This is a genomic window from Danxiaibacter flavus (genome assembly GCF_041060425.1).
GTDB classification, from domain to species: Bacteria; Bacteroidota; Bacteroidia; order Chitinophagales; family Chitinophagaceae; genus Danxiaibacter; species Danxiaibacter flavus.
In genome coordinates, this window is record NZ_JAULBC010000002.1 from 1,180,446 (window position 1) to 1,201,235 (window position 20,790).

The following is a 20,790-nucleotide window of genomic DNA, read 5'->3' on the forward strand; positions in this document are numbered from 1 at the left end:
GTTGCATGTTGCTTATGTTAAAAGAAAAGATTAAAAGGCTGTCTCAAGAGTACGCTCCCGCTTTTAAAGAAATCCGTCACCACCTGCATGCTCATCCCGAGTTAAGTTACAAGGAATTTGAAACTTCAGCATTTGTTCAGAAGAACCTTACTGAATGGGGCATTGACTTTAAAGTTCTTGCTCAAACGGGCGTAGTTGCTGTTCTGGAAGGAAAAAATCCCTCATCGCGTGTTATTGCATTGCGTGCAGATATGGATGCACTTCCGATCAGGGAGGAAAATGACGTGCCATATGTATCGACCAATCCCGGCGTTATGCATGCATGTGGTCATGATGTACATACGACCTGCCTGTTGGGAGCAGCAAAAATTCTGAAAGAACTGAGCAATGAATGGGAAGGCACGATCAAACTTATTTTTCAGCCGGGAGAGGAAAGGAATCCCGGAGGTGCCAGCCTGCTAATAAAAGAAGGCGTGCTGGAAGATCCAGCGCCTCAAGGCATCATTGCACTACATGTAAACCCGGGACTCGAAGTAGGAAAACTTAGTTTTAGAACCGGCCGTGTTATGGCTAGTGCAGATGAAATCTATATTACTATTAAGAGCAAAGGGGGGCATGCTGCGGCACCACATCTTACAGCAGACACCATTCTGATCGCATCACATCTTATTGTTAGCCTGCAACAAATTATCAGCAGAAATAATAATCCTACTTCGCCGTCGGTTTTATCCATTTGCTCCTTCCAGGGCGGTTATACCACAAATGTAATTCCCAGTGAAGTGAAACTTATGGGCACATTCCGCGCGATGGATGAAACATGGCGCTTCAAGGCTCATGAACTTATCCGCAAACAAACGATTGGACTGGTAGAAGCAATGGGTGCGGAGGTCGATTTGCATATTGATGTGGGTTATCCTACTGTTGATAATGACCCCAAGCTTACCGAACGCGCGTGGCGGATTGCTGAAGATTATATGGGTAAAGAGCATGTATCAGAAACTGAACTACGCATGGGCGCAGAAGACTTCGGATACTATACGCAAGCTATTCCAGGCTGCTTTTTCAGGCTGGGAGTTAGAAACGAAGAGAAAGGAATTGTTCATAACGTGCACACACCAAAATTCAATATTGATGAAGCAGCCATAGAAACAGGAATTGGTATTATGGCGATGCTTGCGGCTAACGTAACATCATAACGTGCCGCCCAAATTCTGTACTCATGCATGTAAATGCCTGTAGAAGAAACAAACAACCATGTAATGAAAACTTTAACCGGATGTTTTTTACTGGTGCTTTCACTTATTTGTGGCAGAGGGCTTGGGCAGAAGAATGAAATAATTGAGACGCTGAAAAATATCAGCAACCACACGACTGATGATTCTCTTAAAGCGGGGATGCTTATAGATGCTTCGTTCCTGTACCAGGCATATAACCTGGATTCGGCAAGCTTTTACGCTTTAAGAGCCATTGATATAGCCAATGCGTTTCACAACAAAAAGTTGCTGTGTGACGCATACAATCAACAGGCGAGTAATTATGTATGGAAGTATGCTTATGACTCGGCATTACACATGTATCTCCGCTCAATAGAGATTGCAAACAAACACGGTTATCAGACAAGTTTATTTAATGCATATGTCGGCATAGCCTATCTTTTTGAGGTAAGTGCCAGTTGGGATCGCGCGTTTTACTATAACCGCAAGGCAATGGAAATAGCGTCTGCCACACAAATGCCTGATCAAAAAGCGTATGCCTATCACGGCATGTCCTCCGTATACTCCGCAATGCACAATAATGAGGATGCGGAGAAGCAAATAAAGATGGCGCTTCCTTTATTCCGCGAAACAAAAAATGAAGACCGCGTCGCTACCTGTTATCTGGACCTTGCACGGTTGTGCACTGTCTCAAACAGGTTTACCGAAGGAATTATGTTGCTTGACTCGGCGGTGTTTATTTTCAAGCAGCTTGATGAGCCACTGCAAATAGCTGAAGCTTACGAAGCATATGCATCAATCTTTGCCCTTCAAAAACAAACAGCTGCAGCCAAATCGTATTATACACAAGCGCTTGATATTTACACAGCCAATCAAATGGAGGCCAGCAAATACAATTCTTACCTCGGCCTTGCGAATGTTTACTTCCAGACAGAAGATTATGTGAATGCTAAAAAATTGCTTATCGAAGCGAATGGATGGTTCAAACAACATCACGAAGACGAAAAGCAACTGGAAGCATTGTTACAGCTTGCCCGCGTGGATTCCGTAACGAATGTTCCGCAGCAGGCATTCAGCTATCTTTCTGAATACAGCCAACTGGCAGAAAAAGTAAACCGCAATAAAAGAGACCGGTATGCCAGGCAGTTGCTGATAGAATACGAGGTTGACAAAAAAGAAAAAGAGAACGCACTTTTACAGGCGCAGAATAACCGCAATAAAAATGCACTTGTAATTTTTATTGTAACCGGCGTGCTTTTATTTTTCGCACTGGGTTTGATGTACCTGTTATACCTGCAAAAGAAAAAGCTGTTGAGGCGGCTGGAAATAAATACCATCCACAAGGAAGAAATCAATAAGCAACTGGCCGAATCCAACCATATTAAAAACCAGCTTTTCTCTATCCTTGCTCACGATCTCCGCGATCCCCTCGCCAATACGTTGCATTTAATCAAAACCCTGAAAACCAGTGATGTTTCGGAAAGCGATTTTAAGTTAATGACCAACCATTTGGAAAATGATCTGACATACAATAACGAGCTATTGCAAAATATGCTCAACTGGGCCAAGAGCCAGATGGAAGGTATCGTTCTTTACCGCAAAAAAATTGACCTGCAGCAGATTGTAAATGAAAATATTGCACTATTTAACACGCTGGCATCCAAAAAGAATCTTACCGTATCCAACCTTATTCCGGCTGACACATTTATCTATGCAGATGAAAACATTCTTCGCCTGGCATTGCGTAATACGATCAGCAACGCTATTAAATTTTCCTTCGAAAACCAGGAGATAAGGCTTTTTACTACAAATAACTGCGAAGGTTATGTCACACTTAAGGTGCAGGACAGCGGTGCCGGCATCTCTGAGCAGCGGTTAGCTACAATATTTACCGGACAGATAAAATCTACCCGCGGCACACAAAAAGAAAAGGGCGCCGGCCTCGGGCTGCTGATCACAAAAGAAATGATGGATTATATGGAAACACCGTTATGGATTGAAAGTACCGAAGGTGAAGGAACTGACGTATTTATGAAACTGAAACAGGTTGTATAGACCAATAACTACCGGGAACAGCCGCTTCGAACATCTGTTAGTTTTCTTTGTTGATTAAGTTGTACTTTGCACCCCCGGAAGAATGTGAAAAACACTTATTGGCGACCATTAGGAGCGGGCAAAGTGAGCGCAGGACTTCCTCTTTTTAATATAAAAATCCTGTATGGTTAAGAAGCTTATTAAAGCAGAAGCACTTGAATATCATGCATCCGGTAAGCCCGGCAAAATAGAAGTAATACCTACCAAAGAAGCAAAAACACAAAGGGACCTCTCGTTAGCGTATAGCCCGGGAGTTGCGGAACCCTGTAAAGAAATTCACCAAAATACCGAAGACGTATATAAATACACAGCCAAAGGCAATCTTGTTGCAGTAATCAGTAATGGCACCGCCGTGCTGGGGCTGGGAGATATTGGAGCCGAGGCCAGCAAACCTGTGATGGAAGGAAAGGGCGTACTGTTTAAAATATTCGCAGATATTGATGTTTTCGACATAGAGATCAATGAAAAAGATCCTAAGAAAATGGTGGAGATCATCAAAGCGCTTGAACCAACATTCGGAGGCATTAATCTTGAAGACATTAAAGCTCCAGAGTGTTTTTATATAGAACAAACTTTACGTGAACAGCTGAATATACCTGTTATGCACGATGATCAGCATGGTACTGCGATCATCAGCGGCTCAGCATTATTAAATGCACTTGAACTTCAAAAAAAGAAGATAGATAAGGTAAAACTGGTTGTAAACGGCGCAGGTGCCGCAGCCATGGCCTGCGCACAGTTATATGTGGCATTGGGCGCACGTTACGAGAATTTTACATTGTTTGACAAAGATGGTGTACTGCACAAAGGAAGGACCGATCTTGATGAAACAAAGCAAAAGTTCGCAGTGAATGATAGTAATCTTACACTTGCTGACGCAATGAAAGGAGCCGATGTATTCCTGGGTTTGAGTGTTGGCAACGTGGTGAGTCAGGATATGATTAAAGGCATGGCCAAAAATCCGATCGTTTTCGCCATGGCCAACCCCGATCCTGAGATAAGTTATGAGGACGCGGTTGCTTCACGCAGTGATATCATTATGGCTACAGGACGTTCAGATTATCCTAACCAGGTAAATAACGTACTGGGATTTCCTTATATATTCCGCGGAGCCTTGGATGTAAGAGCAAGACGAATCAATGAACAGATGAAACTCGCTGCAGTTCATGCCCTGGCAGAACTGGCAAAAAAACCGGTGCCGGATATTGTGAACATGGCTTACAATCAAAGGAACATGGTGTTCGGTCCGGAATATATTATTCCGAAGCCTCTTGATCCGCGATTACTTGAAACGGTGGCTCCCGCTGTGGCAAAAGCTGCCATAGAAACAGGTGTAGCGCAAAAACTGATTGAAGACTGGGATACTTATAAACTTGAACTGAACAAGCGTCTTGGCCTGGATAACCAGATCATGCGCGTGCTTGGCAATAAGGCCAAAAAAGATCCGAAACGAGTGGTGTTTGCAGAAGCTGATAACCTGAAGATCTTAAAGGCAGCAAGTATCATATATGAAGACGGTATTGGCTATCCTATCTTATTGGGTAAGGCAGACAAGATCCGCCAAATTGCAGTTGAAAACCATATAGATCTTTCTGACTTCCCTATCATAGATCCGCAGAGCGAAGAAATGGAACACAAACTCGCACACTTTAGCGAACTGTTCTTCAAAAAGCGCCAGCGCAAGGGCCTCAATTATTACGAAAGCAAGAAGCGTATGCGTGAGCGCAACCATTTTGGTTGTATGATGGTTGAAACTGGTGAGGCGGACGCAATGATCTCTGGTCTTACCAAGAACTATGCGGAAACGATAAGACCTGCATTGCAATGTATTGGTACAGCAGACGGCGTAAAAAAGATAGCGGGCATGTATTTGATGCTGACAAAAAAAGGGCCTCTTTTCTTAGCCGATACAACGGTTAATTTCAATCCTACTGCAGAAGAGCTGGCTGAAATTACATTGATGACGGCGCAGGAAGTCAGAAACTTTAATCTCGTTCCCCGTATTGCCATGCTCAGTTATAGTAACTTCGGCAGCAGTGATTCTCCTGAAGCAAAACTGGTAGCAGAAGCAACGCGTATTGTTAAGGAACGTGATCCATCGCTGATCGTTGACGGAGAAATGCAGGCATGGCTCGCATTCGATCATAAGGTAATGAAAGATAATTATCCATTCAGCAGCCTGGTGAATGAAGATGTAAATACATTAATCTTTCCTAATCTTGCAGCCGGAAACGTTGCGTACAATTTATTGGAAGACGTTGGAGGTGCAGATGCCATCGGGCCGGTATTGCTTGGTTTGAAGAAGCCGGTACACATATTACAGTTAGGCAGTTCAGTGCGGAGTATCGTAAATATGGCTATTATTGCTGTTACGGATGCGCAGATGAGGTGTAATATTGACACCAAAAAAGCCATTCAGGATACACCCTGGTGGAAACGTTTAAAGAAAAACAAAAAATAACAAGCCGATATGATTGGAAGATTTCTGAGCCATTTAGGGAGATATCTTTTAATGCTGAGAAGCATGTTTACGAGGCCGGAGAATAGCAAAATGTATTGGAAAGAGTTCATGCATCAATGCTCAGAAATTGGTGTAGGCGCGTTACCAATTGTTGTGATCATTTCTTTGTTCCTTGGTGCGGTAACCACAGTACAAACAGCTTATCAGCTGGTAAGCCCGTTAGTACCCAAAGCGACCATTGCACAAATCGTAAGAGACAGCGTTATTCTTGAGTTGTCCCCCACGGTTGTGAGCATTGTACTTGCCGGTGTAATTGGCAGTAAAATAGCCAGTGAGCTGGGTAATATGCGTATCAGTGAACAGATTGATGCGTTGGAAATAATGGGCATTAATTCCCGTAGCTACTTAATCGCGCCCAAAATACTGGGTTCACTACTGGTGATTCCAGCCCTTATTATTATCTCCGCAGTACTCTCCATTTGGGGCGGTCGTGTTGCAGGATCAATGACAGGTATTCTCGCTAATGATATATATGATATGGGCCTTCGCCAAAACCTGAATACATATAACATCACAGTAGGTCTGTATAAGGCATACGCATTTGCTTTTATCATCAGTAGTATTTCTGCTTATTACGGCTTCCATGTAAAAGGAGGTTCGTTAGAGATTGGACGGTCAAGTACAACCGCAGTGGTTGTGAGCTGTATTTTGATCTTGTTTGCGGATTACCTGATTGCAGCGTTGCTGTTGTAATTCGCATAATTAAATTATTGCAAATACATTTTAGTTGCAAAAGGGCCATCGGAATGGCCCTTCTGCTTTTAGCCCACAGTAAACTATACTTCTTCCATTCCGTATTTCCAATTCGCTGTTCCAATCAAACTAACCAGGCGCCACAAACATTTTATCAGGTGAAATCCCGAAGAGATGGAATTATTATAGCATTCAAATGATGGAATTATAAAACCCGAAGGGGTGACATCCGAAAATGTCACCCCTTCGCGGTTTTATAGACTGGACAATTTTTTTTCTATAATAATTTCATCCCTTCGGGATTTTATGAAAGCTTTCCGGGTACGAATCTCTTCTATACCAGCTTTAAATAATTATCTCACAAATCAAAACATTTTCAATTCTCCCTTTTCAATTATCAATTTGACTCAATCCATTTTCAATTATCCCTTTTCCATTGTCAATTCAATGTCGTTTAGTTAAGCCGGCATCGTCAACTTTGGGAGATGTCTCCTATCGTCGACATGACGATCCGGGCTTATCAGAAAAAGTAATCACAACAGCACTGGTAACAAGTACATGATAATGTTCCAGTCTTGAACCGCATCGTCACCTCGACGACAGGAGAGGTCTCTTGAATATTGATCTGATCGTGATACTTTATGCGTGTTAAATACTACAAACTCTTAACTCAGCGACATTGAATTGTCAATTGAAAAATCATCGCATCGGAAAATGCACGCCCGCATGAATGCCCAATGAATTCAGGTTATCGTACCCATTCTTTGAATACGGCACATAGTTGTAATTAACGCCCAACTGAAACCCTGACCGGCTCCACTTGCTAAAGGGAATTTGAACACCGGCTCCGGCCTGCGCCATAAAACTAACCGAGTTTTGTGCGCTGCCGAATTCGCCAAGATACTGACTAAAGAAGATCATATTGATACCAGCTGCAAAAGACACATAAGGTTGTATCATCGCCTTCTTATCTCCCATTGGATTAAACATCACCTTACCAAGTAATGGCACAGTTTGTATAGAATTACTCAGGACCGCTGATATATCCTGACCATCGCTATGATATACTGTGCGCGGGTATTTCTGATAATAGTCCTGGAATCCTGTATAAATACCTAAATCAATCTTATCATTCAGTACGTACTTGAGTCCACCTGCAAAACCACGTGCAGAGCCGTTGCTGATAACATTATTTTTAAAGCCTCCAAGCGGAAGGCTGTAATTATAATTCAGCTCCAGTTTAACCTCTCCCTGTTGTGCACGGGCAAAAGAAAAAATAAACAGTAGCGGCAAATATATAATTGATGTTTTCAACACACTTTTCATGATACAGATTTTGACTATTTATGTAAATAAGCTGACTGGTCAAATAATGCTTTCACCTGGCTATCGGCAGTGGCTTCATTAAAAATCCCGGAGCCTCTTATTAACCCATTCCAGATCAGTTGAATTTTATCTTTGTTGGTCGCTACATTTTTCAGGTCAAGCAGATCGATGGACAAAGCACCTTCAGTAATGGAATAAACGGAATATGCATAGAACGGCATACCATAACCAAAGCCGCCGTATCCCCAATAATAAGGGTCCCAGTATCCGCCATAATAACTCCAGTAATCGGGGTAGCTCATAACTCCCGTGCTGGTTTGATAAATTCTTGAGACGTTAATGCCCAGGTCGGGCTTCTGACCTTTCTCTACCAATGTATAGCCTGCCTGCTTCATGTATTTCGTCACGGCATTAAGATAGGCCTGATCAACAGCGTTGAGACTTTTATAAGCATCGCCGTTATCGATAACTCCGACAGAATCTGAGATACTGAATGTAGTATAGCTGTTAAAGTTTACGGCGGAGTCACGATTGGTTATATAAATCCGCGACTCCTCATTTGTAAGATTGTTTAATGGCTCTTTGGTGCAACCGGTAATAAACAGAGCTGCGAGAACTACAGCAGAGAACAGTGACATTATTTTTCTCATGTTCTTAATATTTCGCGTTAACGAGAATCAACATGCATAAGAACGAAAAATATGCCTGCGCGTTTGTTGTAGCAATCAGTTTTATAAATACTTTATAAGAGTTGTTAAACTCAGGCAAAAGTGCCGGCTATAAACAATTTAAATAGAATCATTTCCGTTAAAAGTCACGTTAGAATTCTCCGGGTTTTGATTTTTTATTTTTGCATTTTTACTTTTCGCTCTCGACTATCACATCCTATCTTATCAACACCACCGTTCCCCTATAAGTAAAAATTTCCCCCGTAGCGCATACAATTTCAGCAGCATACACATAAGTACCTGTAGGTAATGGCAGATTATTACGTGTTCCATCCCAACCGCCAAATTTATCATCCAGGGTAAAGTTGTTCCTTTCAAACACCACAGTGCCCCAGCGCTCGTAAATCACCAGGTGCTTAATAAGCTTAATGCCCTTACCGCGCACATTAAAGCGATCGTTAAGATTGTCGTTATTAGGTGTAAAGCTGGTAGGAAAAAGCACCAGCCCTTCGTTACAAATAACTTTGATGTTTACCGTATCTTTCGCAGAACAGCCGTATTGTGTGGATACAGTAACTACATAGGAACTCGCAAGATTGGGTGATGCTGCTGGCGCAGAACAATTATTGCAAGAAAGATATTGCGAAGGCTGCCATTGCCATTTAACTACATCATTGCTTGTACTTGTCTGCAACACAACAGATGAACCCGCAACGAGTGATAAATCAGGAATAGTTGTTACCGTTGGCAGCGGTTCTACTTTAAGCTGAACATCCGCCTTATCTTCAAGGCAATTCATTTCATCGTGACCAGTTACAGTATAGACGCCTGATTGATCTGTTTTTACGATCGGATCTGCACTTGTAAAAGAACTAAGTCCTGTTCCAGTCCAGGTATAATTGTTGGCACCTGTAACATGTAGTTGAATACTATCTCCGTTGCATACATGTACTTCAGGCATTGTAGTTATCTTAAACGGCTGAACTACTTTCACCGTGATGGAATCAGTGGAGGTACATCCAAAATTATTTGTAACATCAACCGTGTATTGTGTATTTGTTGTTGGAGTAACAACCGGCGATGCGTTTAAAACATCTGTCAATCCCGCCGCAGCATGCCAGTTATAGATTATTCCATCATGCGCATTTAGCTGAATGCTTCCTCCTAAACAAATAGCAGGCTGAGCCGGCAGAAGATTCACCACAGGATTTGCATGCACATCTAATAATGCGGACGTGGTATCCAGGCAACCTTCATTATTTACCACAAGCAAAACATTATATGCACGAGGTTCATTAAATAATTGCTTATCCGGGTTTTGCAAAGCTGAATGAGAACTGTTATCAAAATCCCATTCCCAGGTTACTTTGTCCATACCAGGAATATCCGAAGTAAATGTTCCATATTCTCCTTTACACAAATCTGACGGACCGGCTATTGTACCGTGCACACGGGATTTAACGGAAACAATTTTGGTATTCTCAGCCTCACATCCAAAAGGAGAAACTGCTTTTACAGTTACAATATAGTCACCAACATCGTTATACTGAAAGTAAGGCGATTCAAGCGTTGAATTATCAGCAGCCGATTGTGTTCCAAACTGCCAACTGTATTGCAATTCCTGTTGCATTTCATTTTTAGCAATACTATATATTTCAGGCTGGAAGGAGGCAATGCCATTCACACAAATAACAGGAGGCTTTGTTTCAATAGCAATATGCAAGGTATCGATCACTATCTTCTGATCCAGGAAATAAGAAAATGAACAACCTTCATTATTTTTTACAATCAATGCTGGTGTGTACACTCCCGGTGACAAATACTTGTGTTTTGCAGAAGTTTCCTGAGCATCCTGCAATGTGCCGTCACCAAAATCCCAGGTAAACTGCGTAGTATTTTCCGCTTGCGCACTTAGTGTTATTTCTTCTGCACGACAACCATATAATTTATCAGCGGATAACGTAGCATAAGGACCGTTAATGGTAATATAATCAAAGCTTGAATCAACAAGCCCATAATCATAATATCCATAAATGGTTACCTTATACTTGCCCGGTTTCTGGTATGTGTGGCTCGCAAAATTCAGGTTATCGGCCGTACTGCCATCTCCAAAATCCCATGACACTTTAGGTGTGTTTGCCGAAGTATTGGAAAAGCTTGCCAACACAGGTGGACAACCGCTATTGTTGATATTGGTGGTAGTGTAGGTAAAAGAAAGATTTATGTTCTTTACAAAGACAACCGATTTTGCGGTGTCCGCGCAATTGTATAGCGCGTTGGATGCAATTAACACAACAGTGTCTGCTCCCGGCTTGCTATAAGTATGATAACCGTTATAATCATTTGAAGAAGTTCCGTCTCCGTAGTGCCATGTATAATTCGCATTGTAATAATCCCCCAAACTATAATTATTAAAGTAGACGTACGTGTCCGGAGAAACAGGATTTTGAGAAATGCTAAAATTGGCTTTGGGACCAACCACATTTACAGACTCATTTAAATATCCTTCACTCGTGCAACCATTCTTATCCGTTATTTTAAGATAAGGTGAATAATACCCGGGATTATTATACTTATGCTTAACCGCGCCAGCTTTGAATGTTGTGATCTGCTCACCGTCTCCGAAGGTCCACTCCCATTTACTGATGGTAATGTTGTTCTTAATTTTCGACAGATCATTAAACTGCACTTCGTTCTTAAAACAAACGTTATTTTGTGCAACACTGAAGCCGGCAGTAGGACCACTGATTTTTACGGCGGCGAAATCCGTTGTGTCCTCACATCCAAAGTAATAAGATGAAGTAATGACCCTGAATCCGGATTTGTCCGAATCAAACCTTGACGCCAGCAAACGGATCGGGAAATAAGAATAATAATCCTTGTAACTAACAGCTCCGGAGAACATTGTACCATCGCTGTATTCAATTTTTTGAAAAGCGTATTCGTTATAGTTATTAGCGTTAACTGCATGAGGGTTATCTTCCAATCCATCAACATTTATAGAAACAGTATCGTTGGCACAAAAAGAAGACCGGTCAAGCGTCAATGTTGGTTTTTGTTTTTTTAATACATAAACAATCGTCGTATCAGTCATTGTACAAGTGCCATTCGTAGTAGTTAGTGCGGCCTTGTACGTACCTGATTTAGCGTAAGCATGCTTTATTTCGGCTTGTTTTGAAGTATAAGAGTATGGTGCAGTACCATCACCGAAGTCCCAGCTCCATGACAAAGCACCCACTGAAGACTCCGTAAAGGTTACCGTGCTCCGGTCTCCATCACATGTATTAATAGCTTGTTCTACGCGAGGAAAGGGCGGTAATACTTTTATGTAACCTGGCTTTGTGAGAGAGCTTCTACAACCAGGATTTACCAGCGTTAATGTTACCGTATGCGTTCCGGCATCGGAATATTGGACACCAGGGGTTGAGTTATTCACATTAACTTCTCCATAGCCGTTTCCATAATCCGCTGTGATATAAGAAACAGTAGACATGTCAATTCCTGTTATATTAAACAGGATGGGTTCGCTTCCGCACACCGTTTGAGACAAAACTGAGAAATCAAATACGGGTTTCGCATACACAGTAACGGGATAAGATGCAGAACCTGTACATCCATTCTCTGTGACATAACTTAGTGTTACCGTATAGCTTCCGGCTTTTGCAAAGCTGTGTGACGGTGTTGCCGCGACGGATTTTTCGCCATCACCAAAATCCCACAAATATTCTTTGACAGGGGTATTCGTTTGACTATAAAACTGGACATCCGTTTTTTCACAGGTGTTAGCCGGATAGATACTCGGAGAAATCGAAACCTGCGGTTTGGTTACTACGATACTCTGATAAACAGTATTGCTGCAGCCGTCTGCATTGGTAATCTTCAAAGCTACATTGTATGTTTTTTCGCTTGAAAATGTGAATGAGGATGATTGGGTGAAAGCAGTCGGATTAAAGCCGTAATAATAGTTATCAAAATCCCATTCCCATTTTACTGCGCCTTTTGTATTGTCCTTGAAATTAAGTGTAACAGGAACTTCGCAAATCTTGTTATTATCCAGCGTAAAAGGGGTCGGCACAGGACCTTCTTTTACTACAAAGCTTTTGGTTTTAGTATCGGTACAGGTGCCGTATTTTTTAGAAAGGCTTAATGTATGTGTCCCTCCTGTTGAAAATGTTGCAGTAAACGGACTGTAAAATCCGGCCTGGCTTCCGTCCAGCAGCCACTGGGTATTATTTTCAGAAGGCATACTTAAGTCATTAAATGAAAGATTGTTATTTGTGCACAATTGTGCCGGCACTTCAAAATCAGTCGTAAAATTGGCCACATTAATTGTTACCGGTGCTGCTACCGCGGGTGTGCATCCTTCACTGCTCTTTACTTTCAGGCTTATATTATAAACTCCTTTTTTTCCGAATACGTGAGATGGAGTTTTTGCCACATCCGTTTTACTGTCGCCAAAATCCCATTCGTAAGATAACGTGCCTGGCCCCGTGCTGGTGTTGCTAACAGCGAGTGCATCAGACTCTTTACATAACGTAGTCGTTACCGGCGTAAATGATGCGATAATGGCCGGCAATACGTTGATTTTTACGGATGAAGGATCACTGGATGCGATACAACCATTGCTATTTACTACCGTTAATGCAGGCAATGCCGTCTGAGCTACGGAATAAGTATGTTGTATTTGAGAATAGCTGTCACCTTTGTCAGTTGCGCCATCGCCAAAATCCCAGAAATAATTGCTGATGGTTCCATCGCCGGCCGACGAAGTACTCGTAAAATTTACCACTAATGGAGAGCATCCTTTTATAACGTCAGCCTTAAAGCTGACCACAGGCTTTTTATACACCGTAATGGTCATTTCTTTGCTATCACTTTTACCATTGTCTGTCACCGTAAGCTTTATAGTATAAGTCTGTTCCGTCTTATAAGTAGCTCCTGCATCCTTGAGTGTCGATGTATTACCGTTTACACCAAGATCCCATTTGTAAGTGGCGGAGGGAGAAACGCCCGTTGACTTATTGGTAAACTTAACAGTGAGTGGTGAGCAGCCCGAAGAATTATCTGCGGTAAAATCAGCCTTCTGCGCGATGGATATATCTGCAAATAATAACAGAAAGAACAAGGGTACAATGCGAAAAAGCAGCCGGGATATGTATGTCATAAGGGGATGATGGTAGTAAGAGTATGATATTAAAGTTGTTTAGCTTTCAGAAGCCGTTAGCCACAGCTTTTAAAACTACCTTCAGGTTACATCTTTCATTTTTCAAAAAATATTGGAATAGCAGCAATATTACAACTACTATCAACACAAACCCATGGCCGCGTAAATTTTAAGGTGGGTTGCGGGCAAAATAAGAGCGATCGCTTTTTTAAAACGATCGCTCTTCTTATAACATTTAAACCGGAAGTTCTTAATCTTTTGCAACAGCTCCTTCTACAAGTACGCTGGCTTTATTATGCAGTACTTCTACAAAGCCACTTTGAATGTAGAATTCACTGAATTCGTTTTTGGTTTTCAGCACCTTCAAAGTGCCTTTACCCAAAGCACTAACGAGTGATGCGTGCTTCTCCAGTACTTCAAATAAGCCATCTATACCCGGAAGCTGTACACCATATACTTCTCCGCTAAACAATTTTTTTTCCGGTGTTAATATCTCTAGAGTCATCTATTTGAATTTCAGATTTGAGATTTGAGACTTGAAATTCGAAATCACTGAGCATGCTGCCCTTATAAAATTCCAAATATCAAATCTCAAATTATAATTTTTTATCCCTGTGCCTGAGCCAACAGTTTCTTACCTTTTTCGATAGCATCTTCCAATGTACCAACCAGGTTGAATGCAGCTTCCGGATATTCATCTACTTCACCATCCATGATAGCGTTAAAGCCACGGATAGTATCTTCAATGCTTACAAATACACCTTTCAGACCAGTGAACTGTTCAGCAACGTGGAAAGGCTGAGACAAGAAACGCTGTACTTTACGGGCGCGGGCCACAGTTAATTTATCTTCTTCGCTCAATTCATCCATACCGAGGATCGCGATGATATCCTGCAACTCTTTGTAACGCTGAAGGATCAATTTAACGCGGTCAGCAGTTCTATAGTGATTTTCACCTACAATAGCCGGAGTAAGGATACGGGAAGTAGAATCCAACGGGTCAACCGCAGGATAGATACCCAAATCCGCAATCTTACGGCTTAATACCGTAGTGGCATCAAGGTGGGCAAAGGTTGTAGCCGGAGCAGGGTCAGTCAAGTCATCCGCTGGCACGTAAACCGCCTGTACAGACGTGATAGAACCATTCTTTGTAGAAGTGATCCTTTCCTGCATGATACCCATTTCAGTTGCAAGTGTTGGTTGGTAACCTACCGCAGAAGGCATACGGCCTAACAGTGCAGATACCTCAGAACCAGCCTGGGTGAAACGGAAGATATTATCTACGAAGAACAGGATGTCTTTACCTTTTCCGGTACCGTCGCCATCACGGAAATATTCAGCGATGGTAAGACCACTCAATGCCACACGTGCACGAGCTCCCGGAGGTTCGTTCATCTGTCCGAATACGAAAGTTGCTTTAGAATCTTTCAACTCTTCAACATTCACACTGCTCAGATCCCATCCGCCTTCTTCCATGCTGTGTTTGAATTTATCACCGTATTTCATGATACCGGCTTCGATCATTTCACGCAACAGGTCATTACCTTCACGTGTACGCTCACCCACACCGGCGAATACAGACAAACCACCATATCCTTTAGCGATGTTGTTGATCAGTTCCTGGATCAATACGGTTTTACCTACACCCGCACCACCAAACAAACCGATCTTACCACCTTTTGCGTAAGGCTCGATAAGGTCAATAACTTTAATACCAGTGAACAATACTTCGGTAGCAGTGCTCAGGTCTTCAAATTTTGGAGGAAGAGCGTGGATAGGACGACCACCAGCTTTGCTTACAGCAGGTAAACCATCAATAGGGTCTCCGGTTACATTGAAAAGGCGCCCGTTAATCGCTTCACCAGTAGGCATTGTGATCGCCTTACCGGTATCAATAACCTCCAGGCCGCGAACAAGACCTTCAGTTCCATCCATCGCGATGGTACGTACACTGTCTTCACCTAAATGCTGCTGAACTTCAAGAACCAGCTTTTCGCCATTCGCCTTTGTAAGCTCCAGCGCATTATAAATTTCAGGCAGTTGCTGATCGTTAGGGAAGTGAACGTCAACCACGGCACCGATGATCTGTTTGATCTTACCTTTGTTAGCCATATATTATTGAAAGGTTTTGAATTTACTGCGTTGATTATCTGCTATTAACACACAACACAAACACCAACTTGCTATTTTGGCCGCAAAGGTAAGGGTTTACGGCCGGAAAAGAGAAATTTCCCATTCGAAAATCTGGGAATTTGAAATTTGAAATTTAAAATTTGAGATTATTTGGCCGCCCCCGATCACATTAAGAAAAATCAACCTGCTTTTCCAGAATATTTCCCTCGCTTCGATCCATTTTCAAATCTTAGATTTCAAATCGAAAATCTAACTATTTCTTCTTCTCACTGTCCTCAAGCATGCGCATCTGTTTGGCATCCTGAAGAAACTCTGATGCAAAAATGAACTCATTTAGTTTTTCATCTTTGCTGTAAATGATCTCTTTATTGCTTCCCTCCCATTGTTTGTAGCCCTTGTGCATGAACAGGATATAATCGCCTATTTCCATTACGCTGTTCATGTCGTGTGTTACTACGATGGTGGTGATTTTGTATTCGGTCGTGATTTCCTTGATCAACTTATCTATCAGCAACGAAGTCTGAGGGTCAAGACCGGAGTTGGGCTCGTCGCAGAAAAGGTATTTTGGATTCAACACAATTGCCCTGGCAATACCTACACGCTTTTTCATGCCTCCGGATATTTCTGCCGGGTATTTTTTATTTGCTTCTTTCAGGTTAACCCTGTCGAGCACTTCATTCACCTTCTTCTTCTTCTCCCTATAGCTTAAACCAGAAAACATGTCCAACGGGAACATCACATTTTGTTCAACGGTCATTGAGTCAAAAAGTGCAGAACCCTGGAACAGCATGCCGATCTTCTGACGCAGTTGCTTCCGCTCCTCTTCCGGCATCTGCAGCATGCTTTCGCCATTATATAAAATATCACCGGAATCAGGCGTAAACAGGCCAACCATACATTTTGTAAGCACCGTTTTCCCGCTACCGCTGGCACCGATAATGAGGTTGCATTTACCGGCCTGCATGGTAGCGCTGATGTCGTACAAAATGGTTTTGTCGCCAAAAGATTTCTTTATGTTACGAATCTCGATCATAAGTTAATGCTAACATTTAAAATGTCGTATAGTCAATAGTGAATGGTCAATGGTCAAAAATGCAGTCCTTAAAATAAAAATCAAGCTTGCTTAACTTGTCAGCATCTTTTATATTTTATTACTCACTGTTGACTATTCTCATAAAACATAATCCTAAAACAAGATACCTACCGGAGTAACCGGGATGATGCACATTTCACTATCTACTCTTGACTATTCACGAAAAACATTCTTTTAAAAAGCAAGGAGCCTGTCGGAGTGATCAAGGTGACGCACATTTCACTATTCACCATTGACCATTCACCCTACAACACCTCCACCTGGTTCATCAACAAATCTTCCAACACGTCTTTCTTCCTTATCAGCTTTGCTTCGCCATCTATCACAAGTATTTCCTGTGGCTTGAAACGGGAATTATAGTGCGAGGCCATTTCTATGCCATAAGCGCCTGCATTATAAAAAGCCAGATAATCACCTTCACTTACTTCGTTCAGCATTCTATCTTCTGCAAAAGTATCTGTCTCACATATATTGCCAACAACGGTATATTCCTTTTCCGGACCGCTTGCATTTGAAATATTTTTGATCTCGTGATGTGAACCATAAAACATCGGGCGTATCAAATGGTTCAGTCCTGAATTAACACCGGCAAACAACGTTTCGCCAGATTGCTTCAACACGTTTACCTGGGTTATAAGATAACCCGCCTCACTTACTATGAATTTCCCCGGTTCAAACCAGACCTCGACCTTTTTGCCGTAAAGCTTCTCAAAAAGATTAAACTCTTCAGCGACTTTTTTACCCAGCGCCTGGATGTCGGTACCTTTTTCGCCTGGCTTGTAAGGCACTTTAAAACCGCCTCCAAGATCAATCACTTCCAGGTGAGGGAAGAATTTTGCAATATCAAACAACACTTCAATTCCTTTTGCAAAAACTTCTACATCTTTTATTTCACTTCCGGTATGAATGTGAAGCGTTCTTATTCTCAGATTAGTGTCTTTTACAATTTGCAGAACGCTGTCAATATTCTCCAGCGGAATACCGAATTTGCTTTTGCTGTGACCGGTAGATATTTTAAGATTACCGCCAGCCATAATATTTGGTCTTACGCGGATACCCACAGGATAAGTATCGCTAAATTTCTCTCCAAACTTTTTCAGGTTAGACAGGCTATCAATATTAATATGAACGCCTTGTTCTTTTGCACCTTCAATTTCACAAAATGCAACATTGTTTGAAGTATACAGAATCCTATTAGATTCAAAGCCGGCTCTAACCGCAAGCAGTACTTCATTCAATGAACTACAGTCCACATTGCAGCCAATGCTTTTCACGTACTTAAGTATGTTGATGTTGGTGAGTGCTTTACAGGCATAGAAAAAACGGGCATTGCACCCTTCAAAGGCAGCAGTAAGTTTTTCGTATTGTTCTTTTATTTTTTCCGCGTGATAAACATATAGCGGTGTTCCAAAACGATCAGCAATTTCTACAAGCTGTTCCGATGTTAATTGTTGAGACATTTGACGAAGATACGATTTGAATAATGTGTTTGGTTATAAAAAGAAAGTCCCCGCAATTGGAGGACTTATCAGTAATATGATGATTGTTTATTTTTTTGTTTCAGGATCTTCTTCATCATCTTCCTGCTCATTGTCCGCTTCTGACGATTGCTCGTCATCCTGCTTCGAATTGTGCTTAGTATCGTCTTCCTCCTCTTCTTCTTCCGAAAGATCATCGTCTTCATCGACGCCTTCAAATGCTTCTTCATCTGCTAATTCATCTTCCTCGACTGATTCATCTTCTTCATCAAATTCGTTGTTGTTCTCATCCAATTCGTCCTCTTCGTCCAACTCACCCTGTTCTTCTAATTCATCATCTTCTTCAAATTCTTCGAAGGCTTCTTCTTCACTTTCATCTCCAGTCACATCTTCATCAGCTTCATCTTCCTGAATTTCTTCATCCAGTTCAGCAGCAAATTCTTCGTCTACAGATGCACGATTCTCTTCTTGTTCAACCTGTGCAGTTATATCATTCTCTCCTTGTTCCTCATTAGTTTCTGCATGTTCGATCAGATCACCATTGCTGTCAACAGCGAGTGGAGCTTCCTCATTTTCACCTTCAGCTATCTCTGGCAAATTTTCTCCTAACTGGCCATCACGAACCAAAGTTGGCTCGATCAATTGCTCAGCAAGAATTTCATTTATCTTAGGAAGATCAGCCGTTGAGTTGATACCAAAATAATCCATGAAGGATTTTGAAGTTGAGTAAACCAATGGCTTACCAGGCAGCAATTCGTTACGGCCGGTTATAACGATCAGTTCTTTTTCCAGTAGTTTCTGAACACTGTAATCACTATTCACACCACGGATAGCTTCAATCTCTCCTTTTGTGATGGGTTGTTTGTAAGCTACAATTGCCAGTGTCTCCAATGCCGCTGTTGAAAGGCGTTTCAGAAACTTGTCACCGTTTAATTGTCCTACCGTTTTATAGAAGTCTTTCTTTGTAAGAAATTGCCAGCCGCCACCACTTTCGCGTACTTCAAAAGGATAAAATTCAGCGTTGTATTTTTCGCGGATACCTTCAATGCAGCTTTCCACCTGGTCAAGCATGATGCGCTCTTCCATAAAGCCAAAAGCGTTATTGATCAGCTCAACAATGTCCATGCTGGTCAATGGCTTTTCACTGGCAAAAATCAGTGCTTCAATATGTGGTATAATCTCCGATAATTCCATACGCTATTTAAAAAATTGGAAATACACGCAGCTATAAATTAAAATGTGTAAACCTGCGAAGGGGTGAATGTAAACATTTTTTTAGTTTCTTCATCAACATTCACCTTTCTGCCGATTTACACACTTGTTATTTTAAGTACGAGATACGAAGTACGAAGTACCTTAATTCTAACAACCTCATTATACATTCGCCACTTCTTCTCACTTAATAATTGTAATTGTCCACTTTCAATTGTCAATTGTCAATTACCCTTGTAAAGCTGCCGCACCGCTCACGATTTCAGTAAGCTCTGTCGTAATCGCCGCCTGACGTGCCCTGTTGTAAGATATTTTCAGGCTCTTCAGCAGTTCGTTGGCATTGTCGCTGGCTTTGTCCATCGCTGTCATACGTGCACCATGCTCACTTGCATTAGCATCCAGTACCGCTTTGTATAATTGGGTATTTAAGATCTTAGGCATCAATTCTGCGATCAGTTGATCTTTGGCAGGCTCAAAAATGAAATCAGCTTTTTTAACGCCTTCTTTCTTTTCAACTTTAGGAATCGGCAGGAACTGTTCAACCATGAAACGTTGTGTTGCAGCATTTTTAAATTCGCTGTACACGATTTCCACTGCATCAAATTCTTTCTTTTCAAAAGCTTTAACTGCAGCCGTTGCTACATCCTGAACTGTTTCAAATTTCAGGTTCAGAAAAATATCTTTATATGCATCAGAAGTTTTGTAACCAGCTTTTGTCAAACTTTCCCAGCCTTTTTTACCAATATTCCAGATGGTAACATTGCCTGCCTTGTTTTGAGCTGCATATTTTTCAGCAATAACAGATTTGGTCAGTTTAATAACATTCGCATTGTAAGCACCAGCCAATCCGCGATCGCTGGTAATAGCAATGATCAACACTTTTTCTACATGCCTTTCTTCAGCCAGGTTAATACTAAGGTCGCCTTCCAGGTTGCTTACGATGTTACTAAGCATTTCCTGCAACTTTTGTGCGTAAGGCCTCATCTGAATAATGGCATCCTGTGCACGACGCAATTTTGCCGCACTAACCATTTTCATAGCCTTCGTAATCTGTTGTGTATTCTGAATAGACTTAATACGGTTACGAACCTCTTTTAACTGACCAGCCATAGTTGTTGATTTCTATTTAAAAAGACGGTTATGAACGAATGATGATTTTTTACAAGACACAACACCGCCTCTTTTGGGGTGCAA

The 20,790-nt window shown here is 41.7% G+C and carries 13 protein-coding genes; 4 read left to right on the plus strand and 9 right to left on the minus strand.

All coding sequences use genetic code 11. The features are described from left to right. Nucleotides 1-5 precede the first annotated feature (5 nt). From QTN47_RS10330 to QTN47_RS10345, 4 genes are all read left to right on the plus strand, one after another. Entirely contained in the window at nt 6-1,196 is a 1,191-nt protein-coding gene (locus tag QTN47_RS10330; RefSeq protein ID WP_369329284.1) for a M20 metallopeptidase family protein, read from the plus strand. 63 nt (nt 1,197-1,259) lie between these two features. Further along, entirely contained in the window at nt 1,260-3,269 is a 2,010-nt protein-coding gene (locus QTN47_RS10335) for a tetratricopeptide repeat-containing sensor histidine kinase (protein WP_369329285.1), read from the plus strand. Nucleotides 3,270-3,432: 163 nt separating this feature from the next. Then, complete coding sequence (locus QTN47_RS10340; RefSeq protein WP_369329286.1) at nt 3,433-5,769, plus strand: NADP-dependent malic enzyme; 2,337 nt, start codon at nt 3,433-3,435, stop codon at nt 5,767-5,769. 9 nt (nt 5,770-5,778) lie between these two features. Then, complete coding sequence (locus QTN47_RS10345; protein WP_369329287.1) at nt 5,779-6,522, plus strand: MlaE family ABC transporter permease; 744 nt, start codon at nt 5,779-5,781, stop codon at nt 6,520-6,522. Between the two features lie 699 nt (nt 6,523-7,221). On the opposite strand, the gene QTN47_RS10350 is transcribed toward QTN47_RS10345, so the two are convergent. The 9 genes from QTN47_RS10350 to atpG form a co-directional block, all read right to left on the minus strand. Then, a complete protein-coding gene (locus QTN47_RS10350; RefSeq protein ID WP_369329288.1) occupies nt 7,222-7,848 on the minus strand; it encodes an outer membrane beta-barrel protein in 627 nt (208 codons plus the stop codon). 14 nt (nt 7,849-7,862) lie between these two features. Next, a complete protein-coding gene (locus QTN47_RS10355; protein ID WP_369329289.1) occupies nt 7,863-8,498 on the minus strand; it encodes a DUF4136 domain-containing protein in 636 nt (211 codons plus the stop codon). Nucleotides 8,499-8,733: 235 nt separating this feature from the next. Beyond that, the gene (locus tag QTN47_RS10360) at nt 8,734-13,680 is read right to left on the minus strand and encodes a PKD domain-containing protein (RefSeq protein WP_369329290.1); all 4,947 of its coding nucleotides are present in this window, start codon (nt 13,678-13,680) and stop codon (nt 8,734-8,736) included. Between the two features lie 250 nt (nt 13,681-13,930). Beyond that, entirely contained in the window at nt 13,931-14,185 is a 255-nt protein-coding gene (atpC, locus tag QTN47_RS10365) for an ATP synthase F1 subunit epsilon (RefSeq protein WP_369329291.1), read from the minus strand. A 101-nt stretch (nt 14,186-14,286) separates the two neighbouring features. Continuing rightward, the gene (gene atpD, locus QTN47_RS10370) at nt 14,287-15,792 is read right to left on the minus strand and encodes a F0F1 ATP synthase subunit beta (protein WP_369329292.1); all 1,506 of its coding nucleotides are present in this window, start codon (nt 15,790-15,792) and stop codon (nt 14,287-14,289) included. 274 nt (nt 15,793-16,066) lie between these two features. Continuing rightward, nucleotides 16,067-16,846: an ABC transporter ATP-binding protein gene (locus QTN47_RS10375; RefSeq protein ID WP_369329293.1), complete on the minus strand. Its 780-nt coding sequence runs from the start codon at nt 16,844-16,846 to the stop codon at nt 16,067-16,069. A gap of 305 nt (nt 16,847-17,151) precedes the next feature. Further along, complete coding sequence (lysA, locus tag QTN47_RS10380; RefSeq protein ID WP_369329294.1) at nt 17,152-18,366, minus strand: diaminopimelate decarboxylase; 1,215 nt, start codon at nt 18,364-18,366, stop codon at nt 17,152-17,154. A gap of 87 nt (nt 18,367-18,453) precedes the next feature. After that, nucleotides 18,454-19,578 carry an SMC-Scp complex subunit ScpB gene (gene scpB / locus QTN47_RS10385; RefSeq protein ID WP_369329295.1) on the minus strand — a complete coding sequence of 375 codons (1,125 nt, stop codon included), beginning with the start codon at nt 19,576-19,578 and terminating at the stop codon, nt 18,454-18,456. A gap of 246 nt (nt 19,579-19,824) precedes the next feature. Continuing rightward, nucleotides 19,825-20,706 (minus strand): ATP synthase F1 subunit gamma, encoded by an 882-nt coding sequence (gene atpG, locus QTN47_RS10390; RefSeq protein ID WP_369329296.1) that lies wholly within the window; start codon nt 20,704-20,706, stop codon nt 19,825-19,827. Between the last annotated feature and the right edge of the window lie 84 nt (nt 20,707-20,790).

Bases quoted from the DNA above. Each gene is read 5' to 3' on its own strand.
- QTN47_RS10330 (WP_369329284.1), top strand. From the start codon at position 6: ATGTTGCTTATGTTAAAAGAAAAGATTAAAAGGCTGTCTCAAGAGTAC.
- QTN47_RS10335 (WP_369329285.1), top strand. From the start codon at position 1,260: ATGAAAACTTTAACCGGATGTTTTTTACTGGTGCTTTCACTTATTTGT.
- QTN47_RS10340 (WP_369329286.1), top strand. From the start codon at position 3,433: ATGGTTAAGAAGCTTATTAAAGCAGAAGCACTTGAATATCATGCATCC.
- QTN47_RS10345 (WP_369329287.1), top strand. From the start codon at position 5,779: ATGATTGGAAGATTTCTGAGCCATTTAGGGAGATATCTTTTAATGCTG.
- QTN47_RS10350 (WP_369329288.1), bottom strand. From the start codon at position 7,848: ATGAAAAGTGTGTTGAAAACATCAATTATATATTTGCCGCTACTGTTT.
- QTN47_RS10355 (WP_369329289.1), bottom strand. From the start codon at position 8,498: ATGAGAAAAATAATGTCACTGTTCTCTGCTGTAGTTCTCGCAGCTCTG.
- QTN47_RS10360 (WP_369329290.1), bottom strand. From the start codon at position 13,680: ATGACATACATATCCCGGCTGCTTTTTCGCATTGTACCCTTGTTCTTT.
- atpC (WP_369329291.1), bottom strand. From the start codon at position 14,185: ATGACTCTAGAGATATTAACACCGGAAAAAAAATTGTTTAGCGGAGAA.
- atpD (WP_369329292.1), bottom strand. From the start codon at position 15,792: ATGGCTAACAAAGGTAAGATCAAACAGATCATCGGTGCCGTGGTTGAC.
- QTN47_RS10375 (WP_369329293.1), bottom strand. From the start codon at position 16,846: ATGATCGAGATTCGTAACATAAAGAAATCTTTTGGCGACAAAACCATT.
- lysA (WP_369329294.1), bottom strand. From the start codon at position 18,366: ATGTCTCAACAATTAACATCGGAACAGCTTGTAGAAATTGCTGATCGT.
- scpB (WP_369329295.1), bottom strand. From the start codon at position 19,578: ATGGAATTATCGGAGATTATACCACATATTGAAGCACTGATTTTTGCC.
- atpG (WP_369329296.1), bottom strand. From the start codon at position 20,706: ATGGCTGGTCAGTTAAAAGAGGTTCGTAACCGTATTAAGTCTATTCAG.